Consider the following 18,088-nt stretch of genomic DNA (forward strand, 5'->3'; position numbering starts at 1 on the left):
CTGGTGGTCGTGCTCGTGCGCGCCCCGTGGCGGGAACGCGACGCTTGATGGCTCGCCTCGGTCATACCGGCTCCCGCAGGGGGTCGTGATGCGGTCGGCCGAGCTCGGAGAGTGCCGCGCCGGCGGCGTGGACACCGCTGCGCACCGCGCCCTCCATGGTCGCGGGCCAGCCGGTGGCGGTCCACGCGCCGGCCAGGAACAGGCCGGGCGTGTTGGTGGGGGCGGACGGCCGGAGCCGGCCGACGCCCGGGGTGGGGGCGAACGTCGCTGTCCGCTCCCGGGTCACGAAGAAGTCCCGCACCTCGGCGCCGCGCGCGGCGGGCAGCAGCCGTTCCAGCTCGGGAAGATAGCGCTCGCGCAGCTCGGCGACGGGCCGGTCGATGTCGTCGTGCGCGGCCGACTGGGAGACGGCCAGATACTGCGGGCCGGCTCCGTGCCCGCCGCGGGCGGCGAGGCCGGAGGAGTGGGTGCGGTCGAAGACCCACTGCACGGGCGAGCCCAGCGCGGCGAAGAACGGCCGGCGCAGGACTTTGCGGTCGTATACGACGTGGAGGTTGAGGATCGGCGCGGTGCCGATGTCCAGCAGCCGGTCGGGGTCGTCGAGGGCGCCCTCGGGCAGCAGGGCGTGGGTCTCGCGCTGGGCCGTGGCGAGCACGACGGTGTCCGCGTCGAGCCGCTCGGCGGAGCCCGGTCCGGCCTCGGTGTCGACGTGCCAGCCGCCCGCCTCGCCCCGGGTGACGCGGGTGACGCGGGTGCGCAGCTCGGTGCGTACGCCGGCCTTGTCGAGGGCGGCGCGGGCGCGGGTGTCGTGCAGCTCGCCCAGAGGTACGTGCGCCCAGCCGATGTCGGCGGCGCCGGGCTCGGAGAGCAGGCCGGTCTTGAAGACCATGGCGGCCAGGCCCAGCGAGGACCGGTCGGCGGTGGCGTTGAGGGTGGCGACGCCGACGAGGTCCCACAGCGCCTCGACGGTGCGGTCGGACTGACCGTGGCGGTGCAGCCAGCTCGCGAAGTCCTCGTCGTCCAGCGCCGGGTCGTCCAGGTCGAGGCCGCGCAGGGCGAGCGCGGCGCGGCCGACGTTGGCGCGCTCGGCGAGCGAGAGGTGGGGGTAGGTGGCGAGGCTGGCGGCCAGGTGCAGCGGGACGGGCAGCGCGGTGCGGCGCAGCCGGCCCAGGCGCGGCTTGCCCGAGGGGTGGCCGATGTCGAGGACGGGGACGTCCAGGCGGCTTTGCAGCGGGGCGAGTTCGGCCGCGTCGACGCGGTCGAGGAACCACTGGTAGGCGGTGCAGCAACGGAGGTAGACGTGCTGGCCGTTGTCGATGGTGAGGTCGCCGCGGCGGAAGGAGAAGGCGAGCCCGCCCAGCCGGGGCCGGCTCTCGATCAGGGTGACCCGCAGCCCGGCGTCGGCGAGCTGGAGGGCGGCCGTGATGCCGGCCAGTCCACCGCCGACGACGACCGCGGCCGCGCCGACGGGACGGTCCGTCGCGTCCGCGCGCCGCGGCTCGGGCCGCGTCGTCGTGCCTGGTGTCGTCATGCGCCCATCCCCTCGGCTGCTGTCAGTGACGTGTGCCACCGGCGGAGGGTTGCACACCACTTGCCCGTCCGGGTACAGGGCGTCCGGGTGATCAAGCGCGCCCCCCGGCGGTCCGCCGGTGGACGCTGCGGGCGTCGAATCCGGACAGGCCGCGCACGGCGACGTAGATCTTCTCGCGCCCGGGGAGCGAGACCCGGCCGCGCAGCACCGCCTCGGGGTCCTCGGCGATACGGTCCAGCAGCCTGCGGTAGATGCCGGACATGGCGGCGACGCAGGCGCCGCTGCGCCGGTCGAGCATGGGCAGGAGCTTGGTGCCCTCGGCGAACAGGGCGCGGGCGCGCCGGACTTCGAAGTGCATCAGGCCGGTGAAGTCCGCGCCGGCCGGGGGCCGGGAGGAGTGGAAACCGGCCGAGCAGCCGAACTTGGCGAGGTCGTCGGAGGGGAGGTAGGTGCGGCCGTTGGCCGCGTCCTCGCGGACGTCGCGCAGGATGTTGGTGAGCTGCAGCGCGAGACCGAGCGTATCGGCGTACTCGGAGGCGCGCGCGGCGTCACGCGCGCCGGGCACGGTGCCGAACACCCCGAGCGAGAGCCGGCCGATGGCCCCCGCGACGCAGCGGCAGTACACGGCGAGGTCGTCCCACGTCTCGTAGGTCTCCCCCCGCACATCCATCTGAACGCCGTCGATCAGTTCGTCGAGCCCGCCGAGCGGGATCGGGAAGCGGCGCGCGGCATGGCTGAGCGCGACGGCCACCGGGTCGGTGTCGTCCTCCTCGATCGCGCCCTCGCGGATCCGGGCGAGCAGCGCGCGGGTCTCCTCCAGCCTCAGCTGCTTGGCGGCCGCGTCCAGTGGTCCGTCGCCGATGTCGTCGACCCGCCGCGAGAAGGCGTACAGCGCCGACATGGCGCGACGCTTGGCGGTCGGCAGGAGTCTGATGCCGTAGCTGAAGTTACCGGCCTGCTGACCGGTGACCGCCTCGCAGTAGCTGTACGCGGCGAGCACCGGCGCGGACGCGTCTGGCGATCCGTTCACGGTCCCGCTCACCCCTCTCTTCGCAGTGTCGCTCCCACCTCGCGCAGCAGGCTGAGCTTGGTGGGCTTGGGCGGTCCGGGCAGTACGTCGTGTCCCGCGGCGGCGACCGCGCGCAGCGCGGCTCTCCCCCCGCCCACGAACCCCGCGAGCAACAGCTTCAACCTGCCGTGGACGCTACCCACCAGTGGGGTGCCTTCATTCAGCAGTTCTCCGGCGCGTTCGGCCTCGTACGCGACCAGGGCGCGCAACGACGCGCCGCTGGTCGGGAGGGCCAGGTCGGCCTCGCTGACGTGGAAGCGCTTCATGTCCTCGGCCGGGAGATAGACGCGGTCGCGCCCGAGGTCCTCGGCGACGTCCTGCAGGTGTTCGACGATCTGCAGGGCGGTGCAGACCGCGTCCGAGCGGCGGATCCGCTCGGGGCTGGCGGTGCCGGTGATGCCCAGGACGAGGCGGCCGACGGGGTTGGCGGACAGCTCACAATAGGCGAGCAGGTCCGCGTAGGTGGCATAGCGGCGCACCCGCTGGTCCTGGCGGTTGGCCTCGATCAGCCCGAGGAACGGCTCGGGGGTCAGACCGCACCGCCGCACGGTCGGGCGCAGCCGCAGCAGCAGGGGGTGGCGGGGGCCGGTGCCGGAGCGGGCGGATACGTCGAAAACCCGAAGCAGGTCGGCCTCGAACGCGTCGAGCATGGTCAGGCGGTCGTCGGCCTGGGCGCGGTCCAGACCCAGCAGCTCGGCGTCGCGGCCGCCGGGGGCGAGGTCGCCGTCGCCGATGTCGTCGACGAGGCGGGCGTAGCCGTAGATCGCCATGAGGTCGTCGCGCCACGCGCGCGGCACGAAGAAGGGGGCCACGGGGAAGTTCTCATGCGCGGCCTTGTCGAGCACGGCGCGCTCGTGCGCGGCCGTCCCCGCCGTCACCGCTGGCTGCCCGGACGGATCACGAGGTCAGCGACGGCGTGAACGCCTCGGAGCTGGAGAGTTCCCGTAGCCATTGCCGTCACATCTCCCGTTCTACACTGCCGACCCAGAACATCCTATTTCGGACACGCCGCAGGGCGGGCGCCCCGCTGCCGCCCCTGCTCCCCCCAGGCGCCCTCAGCCCTTCTCCCCGGCCCCCGCGGGGCCGCCTCCGGTGACGGGGATACACCGGTATCGCCCCGCTTCCGCACAAATCAGCACGGTACAGCGTACGCCGTACAGCTGTGCGCCGTGCGACCGGGTAGGTGCTTGATCCATACAATGCCACGCGAGGGACGAATCGGCCCTGCCAATAAGCGAGTTGATCGTTACGGATAGGTCAAGGCCCCCATCCGCTCGGCGCGGCGGGGGCCTCGGCTTCCGGCCGGGAAACCCGGAAGGGCCGGCCTAGCGGGCCGTTTCCTTCTCGTAGGCCCGCACGACCTCCTCGGTCGGGCCGTCCATCAGCAGCCGGCCGTGTTCGAGCCAGAGCACACGGTCGCAGGTGTCGCGGATGGACCGGTTGTTGTGGCTGACGAGGAAGACCGTGCCCGCCTCCTTGCGCAGCTCGCGGATGCGGGCCTCCGAGCGCTTCTGGAAGGACCGGTCGCCGGTGGCCAGCGCCTCGTCGATCATCAGCACGTCGTGGTCCTTGGCCGCCGCGATGGAGAACCGCAGCCGGGCCGCCATGCCGGAGGAGTACGTGCGCATGGGCAGGGTGATGAAGTCGCCCTTCTCGTTGATGCCCGAGAAGTCGACGATCTCCTGATAGCGCTCGCGGATCTGCTCGCGGCTCATGCCCATGGCCAGGCCGCCGAGCATCACGTTCTTCTCGCCCGTGAGGTCGTTCATCATGGCGGCGTTGACGCCCAGCAGCGAGGGCTGGCCGTCGGTGTAGACCTTGCCGCGCTCGGCGGGCAGCAGCCCGGCGATGGCCTTGAGCAGGGTCGACTTGCCGGAGCCGTTGGAGCCGATCAGGCCGATGGCCTCACCGCGGTAGGCGGTGAAGCTGACGCCCTTGACGGCGTGCACCTCACGGACACCGGTGCCGGGCGTGCGCTTGATGAGCCGGTTGAGAGCCGCTGTGGCGCTGCCGCGGCCGGTGCTGCCGCCGTAGACGCGGTAGACGATGTGGACGTCGTCCGCGATCACGGTGGGCACCCGCGCGGACGCCTGCTCGGTGGTGTTCTGATCAGCCACGGCCGTACTGCTCCTCAGCCTTCCAGAAGTACACGAAGCCTCCGACGCCGAAGACCAGCGCCCAGCCGAGGGCCAGGGACCAGACGTGCGGCGGCAGGTGGATCTTGCTGTGGTTCTCGATCAGCGACCAGCGCATCAGGTCGATGTAGACCGCGGCCGGGTTGGCGCTCAGCACGTCGACGACCCACTTGGGGGCGTGCGCCTTGTCCAGCGCGTCGACCAGGCTGTACATGACGCCGGACGCGTACATCCAGGTGCGGGTGACGAACGGCAGCAGCTGTGCGAGGTCCGGGGTCTTGCTGCCCGCGCGGGCCAGGATCATCGCGAGACCGGTGTTGAAGAAGAACTGCAGCACCAGCACCGGGACGATCAGCAGCCAGGTCGGCTTGGGAAGGTGCCCGAAGCCGAGCAGGAAGAGGAAGAGCACCACCATCGAGTACAGCAGCTGCTGGAGCTGCTGCAGGGCGAAGGAGATCGGCAGCGCGGCCCGTGGGAAGTGCAGGGCCCGCACCAGCCCCAGATTGCCCGAGATGGCGCGCACGCCCGCCATCGCCGAGCTCTGGGTGAAGGTGAAGACGAAGATGCCCGTCACCAGGAAGGGGATGTACGTCCTGATCCCCAGGCCCTTGCTCTGCTGCATCAGCACGCCGAAGATGAGGAAGTACACCGACGCGTTCAGCAGCGGCGTGGCCACCTGCCAGACCTGGCCCAGCTTCGCCTTGCTGTACTGGGCGGCCAGCTTCGCCCGGGAGAACGCGAGGATGAAGTGCCGCCGTGCCCACAGCTGCCGGGCGTACTCCCCCAGCGGGGGCCGGGCACCGCTCACCGCGAGGCCGTACTTCTGGGCCAGCTCGGCGGCGGGGAGCCCGTCGTCGGGTGATGGCGGGGCACTCATGGCGACCGCACTGTCGTGCGTTGTCTCGCTCACAGTTGACACTTTCGTCCTCAAGGTGCGCTCCCGGGGTGTGGCCCCGGTTCGCGCCCGATGCTCTCAGACACGAGCTTGTCAGATCACGGGAGGGCGACCCAGTCGGGTCAGGCGCCAAACGGTACGCCACTTCATGGGGCGCCGTGGACCACAGGGCGTCGACCACCCCTCCTTGAAACCGCCGAACCACGCCCGCAGCGCGGGCAGCGAGGGCCGCCGGACCAGGGTCAGCAGCAGCCAGACCCCGAGGTAGACGGGGACCAGCGGGGCGGGGAGGTTGCGGCGGGCCAGCCAGACGCGGTTGCGGGCCACCATGCGGTGGTAGACGGCGTGCCGGCTGGGTGCCGTGGTCGGGTGGTGCAGGACCATGTCCGACCGGTAGTCGATCATCCAGCCGGCGTCGAGGGCCCGCCAGGCCAGGTCGGTCTCCTCGTGCGCGTAGAAGAAGTCGTCGGGCAGGCCGCCGACCTCGGCGAACACCCTCGTACGGGCGGCGTTGGCGCCGCCCAGGAAGGTGGTCACCCGCGAGGAGCGCATCGGGTCCGAGGCGCGCAGCCGCGGGACGTGGCGACGCTGGGTGACCCCGGTGTCGGGGTCGGCGATCCGGAAGCTGATGATGCCGAGCTTCGGGTCGGCGGCGAACGCCCGGCGGCACAGCTCGGCCGTGTCCTGGCCCGGCAGCAGCCCGTCGTCGTCGAGGAAGAGCAGCGCGTCGACGTCGCGGCCGGCGGGGCCGAACGCCTCGATGCCGACGTTGCGGCCGGCCGGGATGCCGACGTTCTCGGACAGCTCGACGGTCCGTACGGTCAGGCCCGGCACGGACAGCGGGGGCAGCGGGGAGCCGTTGCCGACGACGACGACCTCGATCGGGTCGCCGTCCTGCTTGGCGACCGATTCCAGCAGCGCGCGCAGCTCCGCGGGGCGGTTGCCCATGGTGAGGACGACCGCGCCGAGCTTCATGGAGGGAGCACTCATTTGAGCCTGCTCGAAGCGAGGATGGACACGAGATGCAGCACAGTCTGCAGTACGGCGATGGCGGCCAGGGCGACCACCGCGATCCGGGTGAAGAGCAGATCGCCGTGGACCGCGTCGGCGATCCCGGCCACCAGGATCACCAGCGACGCCTCGACGCCGCCGACCAGCCGGTGGAACTTCAGCGCGGCCGCGGCCTTGCGGGCCAGGGCCATGCCCGAGGAGCGGGGGGTGGCCGCGGAGTCCTCCACCGCCGCCATGCCGCTGCGGGCGCGGGCGACGTCGACCAGGTCCGTCTCGGCCTTGATCAGGATCGCGCCGAGCGCGGCCACCGTGCCCAGGAGCGCCCACTGCCACTGCGTGGACGCGCCGTCGCGGTGGAAGACGTCCGCGGCGCGGACGCCGAAGCCCACCAGGAGGGCGGCCTCGGAGAGGTAGTGGCCGACCCGGTCGAGGTAGACCCCGGTGGTCGAGGTGACCTTGCGCCAGCGGGCGAGCTCGCCGTCCACGCAGTCCAGCAGCAGGTAGAGCTGGATGAGCAGGGCGCCGAGGATCGCTCCGGTCAGGCCCGGCACCAGCAGTGCCGCGCCCGCCGCGATCCCGGCGAGGATCATCAGGCCGGTGTAGCCGTTGGGCGAGAGCCGGGTGTTCACCAGGACCCGGGTGCACCGCAGCGAGATCTCCCGCATGTAGATGCGCCCGGCCCAGTGCTCACCGCTGCGCCGGTCCTTGAGCCCGCCGGGGTGTACGACCGGACGGAGTTCAGCTAGTGACGGTTTTGGCATAGTCGGCGTAAGCGTCCCTGATCTGGTCGGTGGAGAGGTCGAGGTGCTCCAGGATCGTGTAGCGCCCGGGGCGGGTCCGCGGGGCGTACTCGACCGCCTTGACGAACTCCTCGGCGCTGAAGCCGATCTCCTGCGGCAGCACCGGCAGGCCGTGGCGCCGCAGCACCTCGACCATCAGCGCGGACTCCTCGCGGGCGCCGCGCAGGTGCATCGCGAAGGCGGCGCCGAGGCCGCACTGCTCGCCATGGCTGGCGGAGCGCTTGGGGTAGAGCAGGTCGAAGGCGTGGTTGATCTCGTGGCAGGCGCCGGAGGCGGGGCGGCTGTCGCCGGCCACCGACATTGAGATGCCGGTGAGGACCAGGCCCTCGGCCAGCACCTGGAGGAAGCCGTCGTCGCCGACGCCGCCCGGGTGGCGCAGCACGGCCTCGCCGGCCTGGCGGGCCATGGCGGCGGCCAGGCCGTCGATCGACTCGCCCGTCTCGCGGTGGGAGAGCTCCCAGTCCGCGACGGAGGAGATGTTGGAGATCGCGTCGCCGATGCCGGAGCGGACGAAGCGGACGGGGGCCTCGCGGATGACGTCGAGGTCGATGACCACGGCGATGGGGTTGGGCACCCCGTACGAGCCGCGGCCGGCGTCGTTGTCGAGCGTGGCGACCGGCGAGCACAGCCCGTCGTGCGACAGGTTCGTCGCGACGGCCACCAGCGGCAGTCCGATCCGTGCGGCGGCGTACTTCGCACAGTCGATGATCTTGCCGCCGCCGAGGCCCACGACCGCGTCGTAGTGCCCCTTCTTCATGGCGTCGCCGAGCTTGATGGCGTCGTCGAGGGTGCCGCCGCCGACCTCGTACCAGGAGGCGCCGGGCAGCGCCGGGGCGAGCCGCTCGCGCAGCACCGCCCCGGAGCCGCCGCTGATGGCGACGGCCAGCTTGCCGGAGCTGGAGATCCGCTGATCGGCGAGGATCTTCGCCAGATCGTCCAGCGCTCCGGCCCGGATGTCGACGACGACCGGCGAGGGGATGAGCCTCGTCAGTACTGGCACGCGATCCCCCGGCCCTTGGCGAGGTCGTCGTGGTTGTCGATCTCGACCCACTGGACATCGCCGATGGGCGCCACGTCGATCTTGAAGCCGCGGTTGACGAGCTCCTGGTAGCCGTCCTCGTAGTAGAGGTCGGGGTCGCGCTCGAAGGTGACCTTGAGGGCGTCCGCCAGGTCGGCGGCGGCCTCGCCCTCGATCAGGGTGACACCGATGTACTCACCGGTGGCCTCGGCCGGGTCCATCAGCTTGGTGATGCGCTGGACGCCCTTGTCGGGGTCCACGACGACCTTCATCTCCTCGTCGGCGAGCTGCTTCACCGTGTCGAGGGCGAGGATGATCTTCTGGCCGTTGCCGCGGGCGGCGAGCAGGGTCTTCTCGACGGAGACCGGGTGCACGGTGTCGCCGTTGGCGAGGATCACATCGTGCTTGAGCGCGTCACGACCGCACCACAGGGAGTAGGCGTTGTTCCACTCCTCGGCCTTGTCGTTGTCGATCAGCGTGATGCGCAGGCCGTACTTGGCCTCGAGGGCCTCCTTGCGCGCGTACACGGCCTCCTTGCGGTAGCCCACGATGATCGCGACCTCGGTCAGACCGATCTCGGCGAAGTTGGCCAGGGTGAGGTCGAGGATGGTGGTGTCACCGTCCACCGGCACCAGGGCCTTGGGCAGAGTGTCGGTGTAGGGACGCAGACGCCGTCCGGCGCCGGCGGCCAGCACGAGGCCGATCATGCGGGTTCTCCTGTTTCGTCGTGTACTGCGGGCGCCCCGGAGGACACCCAGAAGCGGATGCTCTCGATGAGCACCGCGATCGCGAGGGCGGCCGCGAGGACCGTCAGCGCGATGGTGAAACCTTGGTCATGCCACAGGGCGGCGGCGGTCGTGACCGCCAGGACCCGTCCCTCGTGTCCGCCGATCGCCCGCACCAGCCAGTGCGGGGGCGCGCCGGTGCCGCCGCGGATGCGGTACACCGTGTCGTAGTGATGGTAGGCGACCGCGGCCACCAGGCCGAAAGCCGCAGGAAGGGCGCCGTCCACCCCGGAGCGCGCGGCGAGGGTGAGGATGATGCCGTACTCGGCCGCGCGGAAGAGCGGGGGCACGAGCCAGTCGAGGGGGCCCTTGAGGGGCTGTGCGACGGCCACACCGGCGAAGACGGCGTACACGCCGGCCTGGAGGACGGACCGCCAGGTGCCGCCGTTGTCCGCGAGGAGCGGGCCCACGAGCAGCGAGGCGGCGGCCAGCAGGGCCCAGAAGGGGGCGCTGTAGGAGCTCGCGGGCACCGCGTGGCCCAGGGTCCGGCTCACGGTCTCCGCGATCGGCCCCGAGTCGGCGAGGTCGGCCAGCGCCCGGGCGGCGCGGTCGGTGCGGCGGGCCTTGCGCGTCAGGGAGCGCAGGACGCGGCCGGCGGTGGTGTAGCAGGCGGCCAGCGCGCAGCCGACGAGCAGCGCGTAGAAGACGATGCGGGGCGTGGTGAGCGCGGTGAGGACGGCGATCATCGCCCAGCGCTCGCCGATGGGCAGCACGATCATGCGGCGGACCCAGACGGTCCAGCCGACGCTGTCGAGCCGGTCGGAGAGGGCGGCGGTGGGGCTCGTATTGGCCGCGGCGTCGTGGTTCGCCTCGTTGAAGGAGAAGTCGACGACGTGCCGACAGGTCTGGAGGACCATCGCGCCGAGCGCGAGCGCCCAGACGTCATCGTGTCCGCCGCCGTGGGCCGCGCCGATGGCGAGGCCCGCGTAGTAGGCGTACTCCTTGGCGCGGTCGAAGGTCGCGTCGAGCCAGGCGCCGAGCGTGGAGTACTGCAGGGAGTAACGGGCGAGCTGCCCGTCGGTGCAGTCCAGCACGAAGGAGAAGAGCAGCAGCGCGCCGGCCGCGACGAAGCCGGGCCGGGTGCCGGTCGCCGCGCAGCCGGCCGCGATCAGCGCGGTGAGCAGTGAGGCGGTGGTCACCTGGTTGGGGGTGAGGCCCCGGCGGGCGCACCAGCGGGCGAGGTAGCGGGAGTACGGGCTGATGAAGAAGGTGGTGAAGAACCCGTCGCGGGACTTCACGGCGGTGCGCAGCCGTACGGCCTCGTCGTCGACGGCCTCGACCTCGGCCCGCGTCTTGGCGCGGGCCTCGGGGTCGTCGGGCACGGCGGCGACGAGCACGCCCAGGTCGGGGCGGTGCGGGGCGACGCCGTCGGCCTCCAGCGCCACGCCGAGGGCGTCCGGCAGGCTCGCGGGGGCTCCGGGCGCCGTGGCGTCCGGCGTCCGGCCGCCGGCCGTCACCGCGGTGACCGCGCGCGTCAGGGCACCGCGCGCCTCGGGCTGCGCCGTGAGCGCCCCCTCGACGGCGGCCGCGGGGAAGCGCGGGTCGGTGAGGGCCAGCCGCAGGGCGTGGAGGTGGCCGACGAAGCGGGCGTCGACGAGCGCGACCCGCTCGGCCGCGGGCACGGCGGCCAGGGCCGTCGCGGTGGCGGTGGCGTCGGCCGCCACCCGCACGTCGAAGCCCAGGGACCGCAGGTCGCCCTCCAGGGAGGAGCCGACGGGCGGCGTACCGGTGACGATGGCGGTCGACAGACGAACTCACTCCTTGGAAGCGGATGCGGCCGCCTCGGGTCCGCGGGGCGTCCGGGCAGCGGGCGTGGTGGCACGCCCCGGCCTCGACGGCGGGCGGCGTGCGGACACGTCGGCAGAGGCTATCGGATCACCGGAAGGCGCCGTTCACCGCACGTGCACCCCCGCTTCCCGTCACTGACAGGACGCACGGGCCCCCCGGGAGGTTCCGGGCACCGTTCCGGGCGCACTTCCGGGCGTATGGGAGTGAACGGAACGGAGCCCTTACGTCGGCTGGATTAGGGTGCCGTCATGACGTGGCTGATCACAGGTGGGGCCGGATACATCGGGGCGCATGTGGCGCGGGCGATGGTGGACGCCGGGGAGCGGGTCGCCGTGCTGGACGACCTGTCCAGCGGCGTGGCCGGGAGGCTGCCGAAGGAGTGCCCGCTCGTGCGCGGCTCGGTCCGGGACCGCGAGCTGCTCGACCGTACGTTCGCCGAGCTGGGCGTCACGGGCGTGGTGCATCTGGCGGCGAAGAAGCAGGTCGGGGAGTCGGTCGAGAAGCCGCTGCTCTACTACCGGGAGAACGTGCACGGCCTGACGGTCCTGCTGGAGGCGGTCGTCGCCGCGGGGATCGGGAGCTTCGTCTTCTCCTCCTCGGCCGCGGTCTACGGCATGCCGGACGTCGATCTGGTCACGGAGGACACCCCGTGCCTGCCGATGAACCCGTACGGCGAGACGAAGCTGGCCGGTGAGTGGCTGGTTCGCGCCACCGGCGCCGCGTACGGGATCTCCACGGCCTGTCTGCGCTACTTCAATGTGGCGGGGGCCGCGGCGCCGGCGCTGGCCGACACCGGGGTCTACAACATCATCCCGATGATGTTCGACCGGCTGACGCGCGGTGAGAGCCCGCGCGTCTTCGGGGACGACTACGCCACCCCCGACGGCACCTGCGTGCGGGACTACATCCACATCGAGGACCTGGCCACCGCGCACCTGGCGGCCGCGCGCCGGCTCGCCGAGCGGCCCGGCGCGGGCGATCTGACGCTGAACGTCGGCACCGGGCAGGGCGTGTCGGTCCGCGAGATGGCGGACCTGATCGCCGAGATCACCGGGCACCACGAGCCCGCGCCCGTCGTCGAGCCACGCCGTCCGGGTGATCCGGCGCGTGTCGTGGCGTCGAACGAACGGATCGCGAAGGAGTTGGGCTGGAGCCCGGCGCACGACGTGCGCGGCATGGTCACTTCGGCCTGGGAGGGGTGGTGCCACCACCACCCCGAAGCACGTCGTCGCTGATCAGCGCGGTGGGCATCGCCGCAGGTCAGAGCATATGACAACGGTGTTCAGTGCCGCGTTGCCCGATACCCCCCACCCGTAGTTCACTGGGTCCTCGGCAGGCATCCGCCGGCCGAGGGGGCACGTACGGGAGGCGGCATTCATGGGCGCAGGGCACGACCACGGCCACTCGCACGGGGGGCCGCCGCCGGGTTCGAGCGGTACCGCTGCCGCCGCCTACCGGGGGCGGTTGCGGATCGCCCTGGGGATCACCCTCACCGTGCTGGTGGCGGAGATCGTGGGCAGCGCGCTGACCGGTTCGCTGGCGCTGCTCGCGGACGCCGGGCACATGGCGACGGACGCCGTCGGGGTGGGCATGGCGCTGGTGGCGATCCACTTCGCCAACAAACCGTCCAGCGGTCGTCGTACGTACGGCTACGCGCGCGCCGAGATCCTGGCGGCGCTGCTGAACTGTCTGCTGCTGCTGGGCGTGGGCGGCTTCATCCTCGTCGAGGCGATCGACCGGCTGGCGAACCCCACCGAGGTGCCGGGCGGCACGACGGTGGTTTTCGGTCTGGTCGGCGTGGTCGCCAATCTGATCTCCCTGGGGCTGCTGATGCGCGGCCAGAAGGAGAGCCTCAATGTGCGCGGGGCGTTCCTGGAGGTTCTCTCGGACGCGCTCGGCTCGCTGGCGGTGGTGGTCTCGGCCCTGGTGATCATGGCCACGGGCTGGACCCAGGCGGACCCGGTGGCCTCGCTGGTGATCGGGCTGATGATCGTGCCGCGGACCTTCAAGCTGCTGCGGGAGGCGCTGGACATCCTGCTGGAGGCGGCGCCGAAGAATGTCGACATAGACGAGATCCGGTCACACATCATGGCGCTGCCCGGCGTGGAGGATCTGCACGACCTCCATGTGTGGACGATCACATCCGGAATGCCGGTGCTGTCGGCCCATGTGGTCGTCGATCATGCCGCGCTGGACTCGGTGGGACACGAGAAAATGCTCCACGACCTGCAGGGCTGCCTCGGCGAGCACTTCGATGTGGAGCACTGCACCTTCCAGCTGGAGCCCGGTGGCCATGCGCAGCACGAGGCGCGACTCTGTCATTGACGCCGGACGCCCGTACGGCAGACTTGAAGGTCGACGACCGACAACGAGGATGGTCAATGCCGATCACACCAGCCAAGGGCCTCACCACCGACGACGCGGCGGTCCCCGACTCCGGCGGCACAGCCGAACCGATCATGCTGGAACTGGTCGACGAGACCGGCAGAACCATCGGCACCGCCGAGAAGCTCTCCGCCCACATCGCCCCCGGCAAGCTGCACCGGGCCTTCTCGGTCTTCCTCTTCGACGACAGCGGCAGGCTGCTGCTGCAGCGCCGGGCGCTGGGGAAGTACCACTCCCCCGGCGTCTGGTCGAACACCTGCTGCGGCCACCCCTATCCGGGCGAGCCGCCCTTCGTCGCGGCCGCCCGTCGCACGGGTGAGGAGCTGGGGGCCGCGCCCACGCTGATGCGCGAGGCCGGCACGGTGCGCTACAACCACCCCGATCCGGCCTCGGGCCTGGTCGAGCAGGAGTACAACCACCTCTTCGTCGGGACGGTCGGGGCCGAGCTGCGCCCGAACCCGGAGGAGATCGAGGAGACGGCCTTCGTGACCCCGGCCGAGCTCGACGCGCTGCGGGAGAAGTTCGCCTTCTCGGCGTGGTTCATGGACGTGCTGGACACCGCCCGGCCCGTGGTGCGGGAGATCACCGGGGACGCGGCGGGCTGGTAGGGCCGGCCGGCCGGGCACCCGTACGGGACGTACCGAGCGGCAGGGCGGCCCAGACCACCTTGCCGCCACCGGCGGTGTGCTCCACGTCGCACAGGCCGCCGGCCTCGTCCGAGATGGCCTTGACCAGCAGCAGCCCCCGGCCGCCGATCTGGTCCTCGCCCGCCTCCAGGGGCTTGGGACGGTAGGGGTGGTCGTCCTCGACGGCCACCCGCACCCACTCCGGGCCGAGGGAGACCTCCACGGAGACCTCCGGCGAGAGCAGGGCCGCGTGCCGGACGGCATTGGTGACCAGTTCGGAGACGATCAGCAGCAGCCCGTGCAGCAGGTCGTCGCGCAGGGCCACCCGCTGGTGCCGGAGCAGGTCGCGGACCGCGTGTCGGGCCTGGGGTACGGAGGAGTCGAGCGCGGGAGCCGTGAACCGCCAGGCACCGTCGAACTCGATCGGTCTGCGGGCGGGCGGGGCCTGCCCGGGTTCGGGCGGAACGCTCCCGAGGATGTCCATGTCCGATACCAACCCCTCACCCTGGTCGACCGCACCCTTGAGTGTTGGGAACGTGAGGGTCCGCACCGGCAAGCTGAACAGAAGTCAGCGCCTATCGACGGTATTTGATCGCGTGCGTATGCCACGGTCACTCACGCGACTGTTCCTGGCCGCCCTGTTCGTTGTTCGCTGAACGGGCTGGAATATCATCCTCCGTCAGCATGCCGACGACCTGCCTGCCTCCGACACCCAGCGCGATCAGACCGAGCCCGTCGAAGAGCAGGGCGAGGGAGATGAACGTGCCGATGACGTAGAGGCTGCTGTGCGGCCAGTCGCCCAGGACGAGGATGCCCAGCAGCAGCCCGAACGCACCCTGCACCAGCGTCCAGCCGAACTGCGGGCCGCGCACCACCAGGCTGCCCACCAGCCGGAAGACGCCACCGGTGAGGAAGAGCAGGGCCGCGAACATCGTCAGGGCCTCGGCGGCGCCCTCGGGCCGGCGGATCACCACCACACCGGCGGCCATGTTGAGCGCCGCGACCACCACGCCGAGCCAGAAGAAGTTGGTGTCCCTCGACTGGACCGCGTGCAGCAGGCCGACGAGCCCGCCGATCAGCAGCAGCCAGCCGAAGAGGATCATCGTGGTGAGCGTCGCGAATCCGGCGTAGGCGAGCCCGACCAGCCCCGCGAGCACCAGGACCGCGCCGAGCAGCGCCAGCACGCCGAAACCGCGGCTGAGCCTGCGGCCGTGCGCCGACCCCGGCCGGGTCGTGCCCCGCGCCGACCGTTCCCGCGCCTTGCCCCTGGTCATGAGCGCCTCCTCGTCGCGCCCCCCGTTCGATCGTAGGGCGGATCATGGAAACCCGCCCCGGATAGCATCCGGCCATGGAGCCCGCACTGCATCTGGACCTCACCGACGCCACCGCGACCATCCGTATTGCCCATTCCGCCAAGCGCAATGCCATGACCACGGACATGTGGCGGGCGCTGCCGCCGCTGCTGGAGCGCTGTGCCGCGGATCCGGCGGTCCGGGTGCTCGTCCTGACCGGGGAGGGCGGCACGTTCTGCGCGGGCGCGGACATCTCCTCGCTCACCGACGGCGCGGAGACCTCCCGGGATCTGGCGATCGCGGCCGAGGAGGCCCTCGCCGCCTTTCCCAAGCCGACGATCGCGGCCGTGCGCGGTCACTGCGTGGGCGGTGGCTGCCAGCTCGCCGCCGCCTGCGATCTGCGGTTCGCCGCCGAGGACGCGTCGTTCGGGGTGACGCCCGCGCGGCTGGGCATCGTCTACGGGGCGTCGTCCACCCGGCGCCTCGTCGACCTGATCGGCCCGTCGGCGGCCAAGTACTTGCTGTTCTCGGCCGAGTTGATCGACGCCGAGCGGGCGCTGCGCACGGGCCTGGTGGACGAGGTGTGGCCGGCGGACGCGCTGGACAAGCGGGTGGCGGAGTTCGCCCGGGTGCTCGCCTCCCGGTCGCAGCTCACGCAGGCGGCGGCCAAGGAGTTCGCCGCCGGCCCGGTGGCCGCGGACCGGCTCGCCCACTGGGCGGAGCAGGCGCGCGGCAGCGGCGACACCGCAGAGGGGGTCGCGGCCTTTCTGGAGCGCAGGGAGCCGCGGTTCGCGTGGACGGTCCGGTGATCGTCCGGCCCGGCAGGACAGCGGGGGCGGAGAGGAGGAAGGTGGAAGGAGAGACGATCCGTTCGCTCAAGGAGCTGTCATGACCGGAACGACTCAAAAGGACGCACCCGTCACCTTCGAGGGCGATGGCGTGGAGGTGCGCGCGAAGGAGATAGGCGGTGGCATGTCCGTCGCCTTCCTGCAGTTCGCCCAGGGCACCGACCTCGGTCCGGCGCTCAAGGGCCTGCCCGACGATCTGTGCCAGTGCCCGCACTGGGGTTACCTGCTCTCGGGCCGGCTGAAGGTCCGGACGAAGCAGGGCGCGGACATCTACGAGGCGGGGCAGGCGTGTTATCTCGCGCCGGGCCACGCCCCCGAGGCGCTGGAGGACAGCGTACTGCTGGACTTCTCGCCGACGGAGAAGTGGGAAGAAGTGATCGGCCACGTCAAGGCCCAGGCGGGCGCGGCCTGACGCCCGCCTTCCGTCGCGTGGTACAGCTGGATTCCAGCTGTACCACCTGGTCTACAGCCGGACCGCGCCGAGTCCGCGCAGCACGCTCAGCATGTTGTAGATCCACCAGCCCTCCTGGATCCTGCCCTCGTGGCAGCGGAAGATGGTCACGCCTTCCATCTCCACCTGTCGGCCGGTGGGCGCGATGCCCATGAAATGGCCGTGGTGGGTGCCCCGCCAGGACCAGTGGTTGACGACGCGGTCGCCCTCGGCCAGCTGGTCGTGGAGCGCGAAGGAGAAGTCGAACCCCGTGCGCCAGGCCGCGACGTCCTCCTTCATGGCCGCGTGTCCGACGACGGTGCCCTTCTCCTTGCCGACGTCGTGGTCGCGGTAGTCCTCGGTGAGCAGCTCGTCGATCAGGTCGAGGTCGCCCCCTTCGGCGACCTCCTCGAAGAACCGGCGGGCCGTGGCCTTGTCGACCTGCTCGTCGCGGAGCACTTCGAGGTCGGTGAAGGTGGGCATGCCGTCGCAGAGGGCCACCATTTCCTCGAAGACGCGGTTCGTCTCCGGCAGATTCGAGTTCTTCATGGCCTCCTCGTACGAGGGGAACTCGATGATCTCCACATAGTGGTCGCTGTCGGAGCGGTCCCGGGCGATGACCGAATGGGTGGCGGTGCGCTTGCCCTCGGTCAGTTCGAGCCACTGGTCCATCAGACGGTTCATGTCGTCGTATCTACGGGTCTTGCAGTCCACAAGCTGTACGAATGCCATGACGCCTCCCAGAGACATGGCCCATTTTAGTCCCCGGCAAGGTCCGGACCCCCGTACCGGACCTCGCCCGGGGCCCGCTCAGACCAGGGTCTTCCTCCGCCATTCGGCGACGAGGTCGGCGGGAGCCTTCCGCGGGGAGCCCGCGTCGTAGGGCGGCTGCGGGTCGTACTCGATGAGCAGCTGGATGGACTGCGCGGTCCGGTCACCGGCGATCCGGCCCGCGAGGGTGAGCCCCATGTCGATGCCCGAGGACACCCCGGCGGCGGTGACGTACTTGCCGTCGGTGACGACCCGCTCGCCCGTCGGTTCGACGCCGTGGGAGGCGAGTTCTTCCAGGGCCAGCCAGTGGCAGGTGGCGCGGCGGCCCGCGAGCAGGCCGGCGGAGGCGAGGATCAGCGAGCCGGTGCAGACGGAGGTGGTCCATGTCGTCACCCGGTCCACGGCCCTGAGCCACTCCTGGAGGGGCCCCGGCCGCCTGGGGCCGCTGGTGTCGGCACCGCCGGGGACGACGACGATGTCGGGGCGGGTGACCTCGTCGAGGGAGGCGTCCGCGACGAGCGCGAGGTTGCCGGTCTCGTTGCGTACGGGGCCGGGGCGCTCGGCGACCAGCACCGTCTCGGCGCCGGGCAGGGGGCTGAGCGTGTCGAAGGGGCCGATGGCGTCGAGGGCGGTGAACCCGGGGTAGAGCAGGACGGCGATCTGCATGGTGGTCCCTGAGAATGGTCGGCGGTGCGGGGCCGGCG

At 71.6% G+C, this 18,088-nt stretch carries 19 protein-coding genes; 5 read left to right on the top strand and 14 right to left on the bottom strand.

From position 1 onward, the window contains the following. Nucleotides 1-61 precede the first annotated feature (61 nt). From hpnE to ACZ303_RS11715, 10 genes are all read right to left on the bottom strand, one after another. Nucleotides 62-1,531, bottom strand: coding sequence for a hydroxysqualene dehydroxylase HpnE (hpnE, locus tag ACZ303_RS11670; protein WP_467337653.1), 1,470 nt, complete (start codon nt 1,529-1,531; stop codon nt 62-64). Nucleotides 1,532-1,622: 91 nt separating this feature from the next. Beyond that, the gene (gene hpnD, locus ACZ303_RS11675; RefSeq protein ID WP_467337655.1) at nt 1,623-2,573 is read right to left on the bottom strand and encodes a presqualene diphosphate synthase HpnD; all 951 of its coding nucleotides are present in this window, start codon (nt 2,571-2,573) and stop codon (nt 1,623-1,625) included. Then, on the bottom strand, nt 2,570-3,478 hold the full coding sequence (gene hpnC, locus ACZ303_RS11680) for a squalene synthase HpnC (protein ID WP_467337657.1): 909 nt from the start codon (nt 3,476-3,478) through the stop codon (nt 2,570-2,572). The genes hpnD and hpnC overlap by 4 nt, the downstream gene beginning before the upstream one ends. 447 nt (nt 3,479-3,925) lie before the next feature. Further along, entirely contained in the window at nt 3,926-4,717 is a 792-nt protein-coding gene (locus tag ACZ303_RS11685) for an ABC transporter ATP-binding protein (RefSeq protein WP_467337659.1), read from the bottom strand. Then, a complete protein-coding gene (locus ACZ303_RS11690; RefSeq protein WP_467337661.1) occupies nt 4,710-5,645 on the bottom strand; it encodes an ABC transporter permease in 936 nt (311 codons plus the stop codon). Before ACZ303_RS11690 ends, ACZ303_RS11685 begins: the two co-directional genes overlap by 8 nt. 78 nt (nt 5,646-5,723) lie before the next feature. After that, nucleotides 5,724-6,620 (bottom strand): glycosyltransferase family 2 protein, encoded by an 897-nt coding sequence (locus ACZ303_RS11695; RefSeq protein WP_467337663.1) that lies wholly within the window; start codon nt 6,618-6,620, stop codon nt 5,724-5,726. After that, complete coding sequence (locus ACZ303_RS11700; protein WP_467337665.1) at nt 6,617-7,402, bottom strand: CDP-alcohol phosphatidyltransferase family protein; 786 nt, start codon at nt 7,400-7,402, stop codon at nt 6,617-6,619. The genes ACZ303_RS11695 and ACZ303_RS11700 overlap by 4 nt, the downstream gene beginning before the upstream one ends. Then, a complete protein-coding gene (locus ACZ303_RS11705) occupies nt 7,380-8,441 on the bottom strand; it encodes an iron-containing alcohol dehydrogenase family protein (protein WP_467337666.1) in 1,062 nt (353 codons plus the stop codon). Before ACZ303_RS11705 ends, ACZ303_RS11700 begins: the two co-directional genes overlap by 23 nt. Beyond that, complete coding sequence (locus ACZ303_RS11710) at nt 8,429-9,166, bottom strand: phosphocholine cytidylyltransferase family protein (RefSeq protein WP_467337668.1); 738 nt, start codon at nt 9,164-9,166, stop codon at nt 8,429-8,431. Before ACZ303_RS11710 ends, ACZ303_RS11705 begins: the two co-directional genes overlap by 13 nt. After that, a complete protein-coding gene (locus tag ACZ303_RS11715; RefSeq protein ID WP_467338196.1) occupies nt 9,163-10,992 on the bottom strand; it encodes a DUF5941 domain-containing protein in 1,830 nt (609 codons plus the stop codon). Before ACZ303_RS11715 ends, ACZ303_RS11710 begins: the two co-directional genes overlap by 4 nt. Nucleotides 10,993-11,280: 288 nt before the next feature. Here ACZ303_RS11715 and galE point away from each other — a divergent pair, with 288 nt between their 5' ends. The 3 genes from galE (at nt 11,281) to idi (ending at nt 14,025) form a co-directional block, all read left to right on the top strand. After that, nucleotides 11,281-12,267 carry a UDP-glucose 4-epimerase GalE gene (galE, locus tag ACZ303_RS11720; protein ID WP_467337670.1) on the top strand — a complete coding sequence of 329 codons (987 nt, stop codon included), beginning with the start codon at nt 11,281-11,283 and terminating at the stop codon, nt 12,265-12,267. A 142-nt stretch (nt 12,268-12,409) separates the two neighbouring features. Beyond that, the gene (locus tag ACZ303_RS11725) at nt 12,410-13,357 is read left to right on the top strand and encodes a cation diffusion facilitator family transporter (RefSeq protein ID WP_467337672.1); all 948 of its coding nucleotides are present in this window, start codon (nt 12,410-12,412) and stop codon (nt 13,355-13,357) included. A 56-nt stretch (nt 13,358-13,413) separates the two neighbouring features. Further along, nucleotides 13,414-14,025, top strand: a complete 612-nt coding sequence (gene idi, locus ACZ303_RS11730) for an isopentenyl-diphosphate Delta-isomerase (protein ID WP_467337674.1) — start codon at nt 13,414-13,416, stop codon at nt 14,023-14,025. On the opposite strand, the gene ACZ303_RS11735 is transcribed toward idi, so the two are convergent. Continuing rightward, nucleotides 14,000-14,527 carry an ATP-binding protein gene (locus tag ACZ303_RS11735; protein ID WP_467337676.1) on the bottom strand — a complete coding sequence of 176 codons (528 nt, stop codon included), beginning with the start codon at nt 14,525-14,527 and terminating at the stop codon, nt 14,000-14,002. The genes idi and ACZ303_RS11735 overlap by 26 nt on opposite strands. A 127-nt stretch (nt 14,528-14,654) precedes the next feature. Then, nucleotides 14,655-15,317, bottom strand: a complete 663-nt coding sequence (locus tag ACZ303_RS11740) for an HdeD family acid-resistance protein (protein ID WP_467337678.1) — start codon at nt 15,315-15,317, stop codon at nt 14,655-14,657. A gap of 74 nt (nt 15,318-15,391) precedes the next feature. Here ACZ303_RS11740 and ACZ303_RS11745 point away from each other — a divergent pair, with 74 nt between their 5' ends. Both ACZ303_RS11745 and ACZ303_RS11750 read left to right on the top strand, forming a co-directional pair. Then, the gene (locus ACZ303_RS11745) at nt 15,392-16,144 is read left to right on the top strand and encodes an enoyl-CoA hydratase/isomerase family protein (RefSeq protein ID WP_467337680.1); all 753 of its coding nucleotides are present in this window, start codon (nt 15,392-15,394) and stop codon (nt 16,142-16,144) included. A 79-nt stretch (nt 16,145-16,223) separates the two neighbouring features. Further along, nucleotides 16,224-16,595 carry a cupin domain-containing protein gene (locus ACZ303_RS11750; protein WP_467337682.1) on the top strand — a complete coding sequence of 124 codons (372 nt, stop codon included), beginning with the start codon at nt 16,224-16,226 and terminating at the stop codon, nt 16,593-16,595. Nucleotides 16,596-16,646: 51 nt separating this feature from the next. Here ACZ303_RS11750 and ACZ303_RS11755 read toward each other — a convergent pair whose 3' ends face one another. Together ACZ303_RS11755 and ACZ303_RS11760 are read right to left on the bottom strand one after the other, a co-directional pair. Beyond that, nucleotides 16,647-17,345, bottom strand: a complete 699-nt coding sequence (locus tag ACZ303_RS11755; RefSeq protein ID WP_467337684.1) for an ester cyclase — start codon at nt 17,343-17,345, stop codon at nt 16,647-16,649. A 78-nt stretch (nt 17,346-17,423) separates the two neighbouring features. Beyond that, nucleotides 17,424-18,050, bottom strand: a complete 627-nt coding sequence (locus ACZ303_RS11760) for a DJ-1/PfpI family protein (RefSeq protein WP_467337686.1) — start codon at nt 18,048-18,050, stop codon at nt 17,424-17,426. Nucleotides 18,051-18,088: the final 38 nt, after the last annotated feature.

The sequence above is a fragment of the Streptomyces sp. NPDC023527 genome (assembly GCF_055560115.1).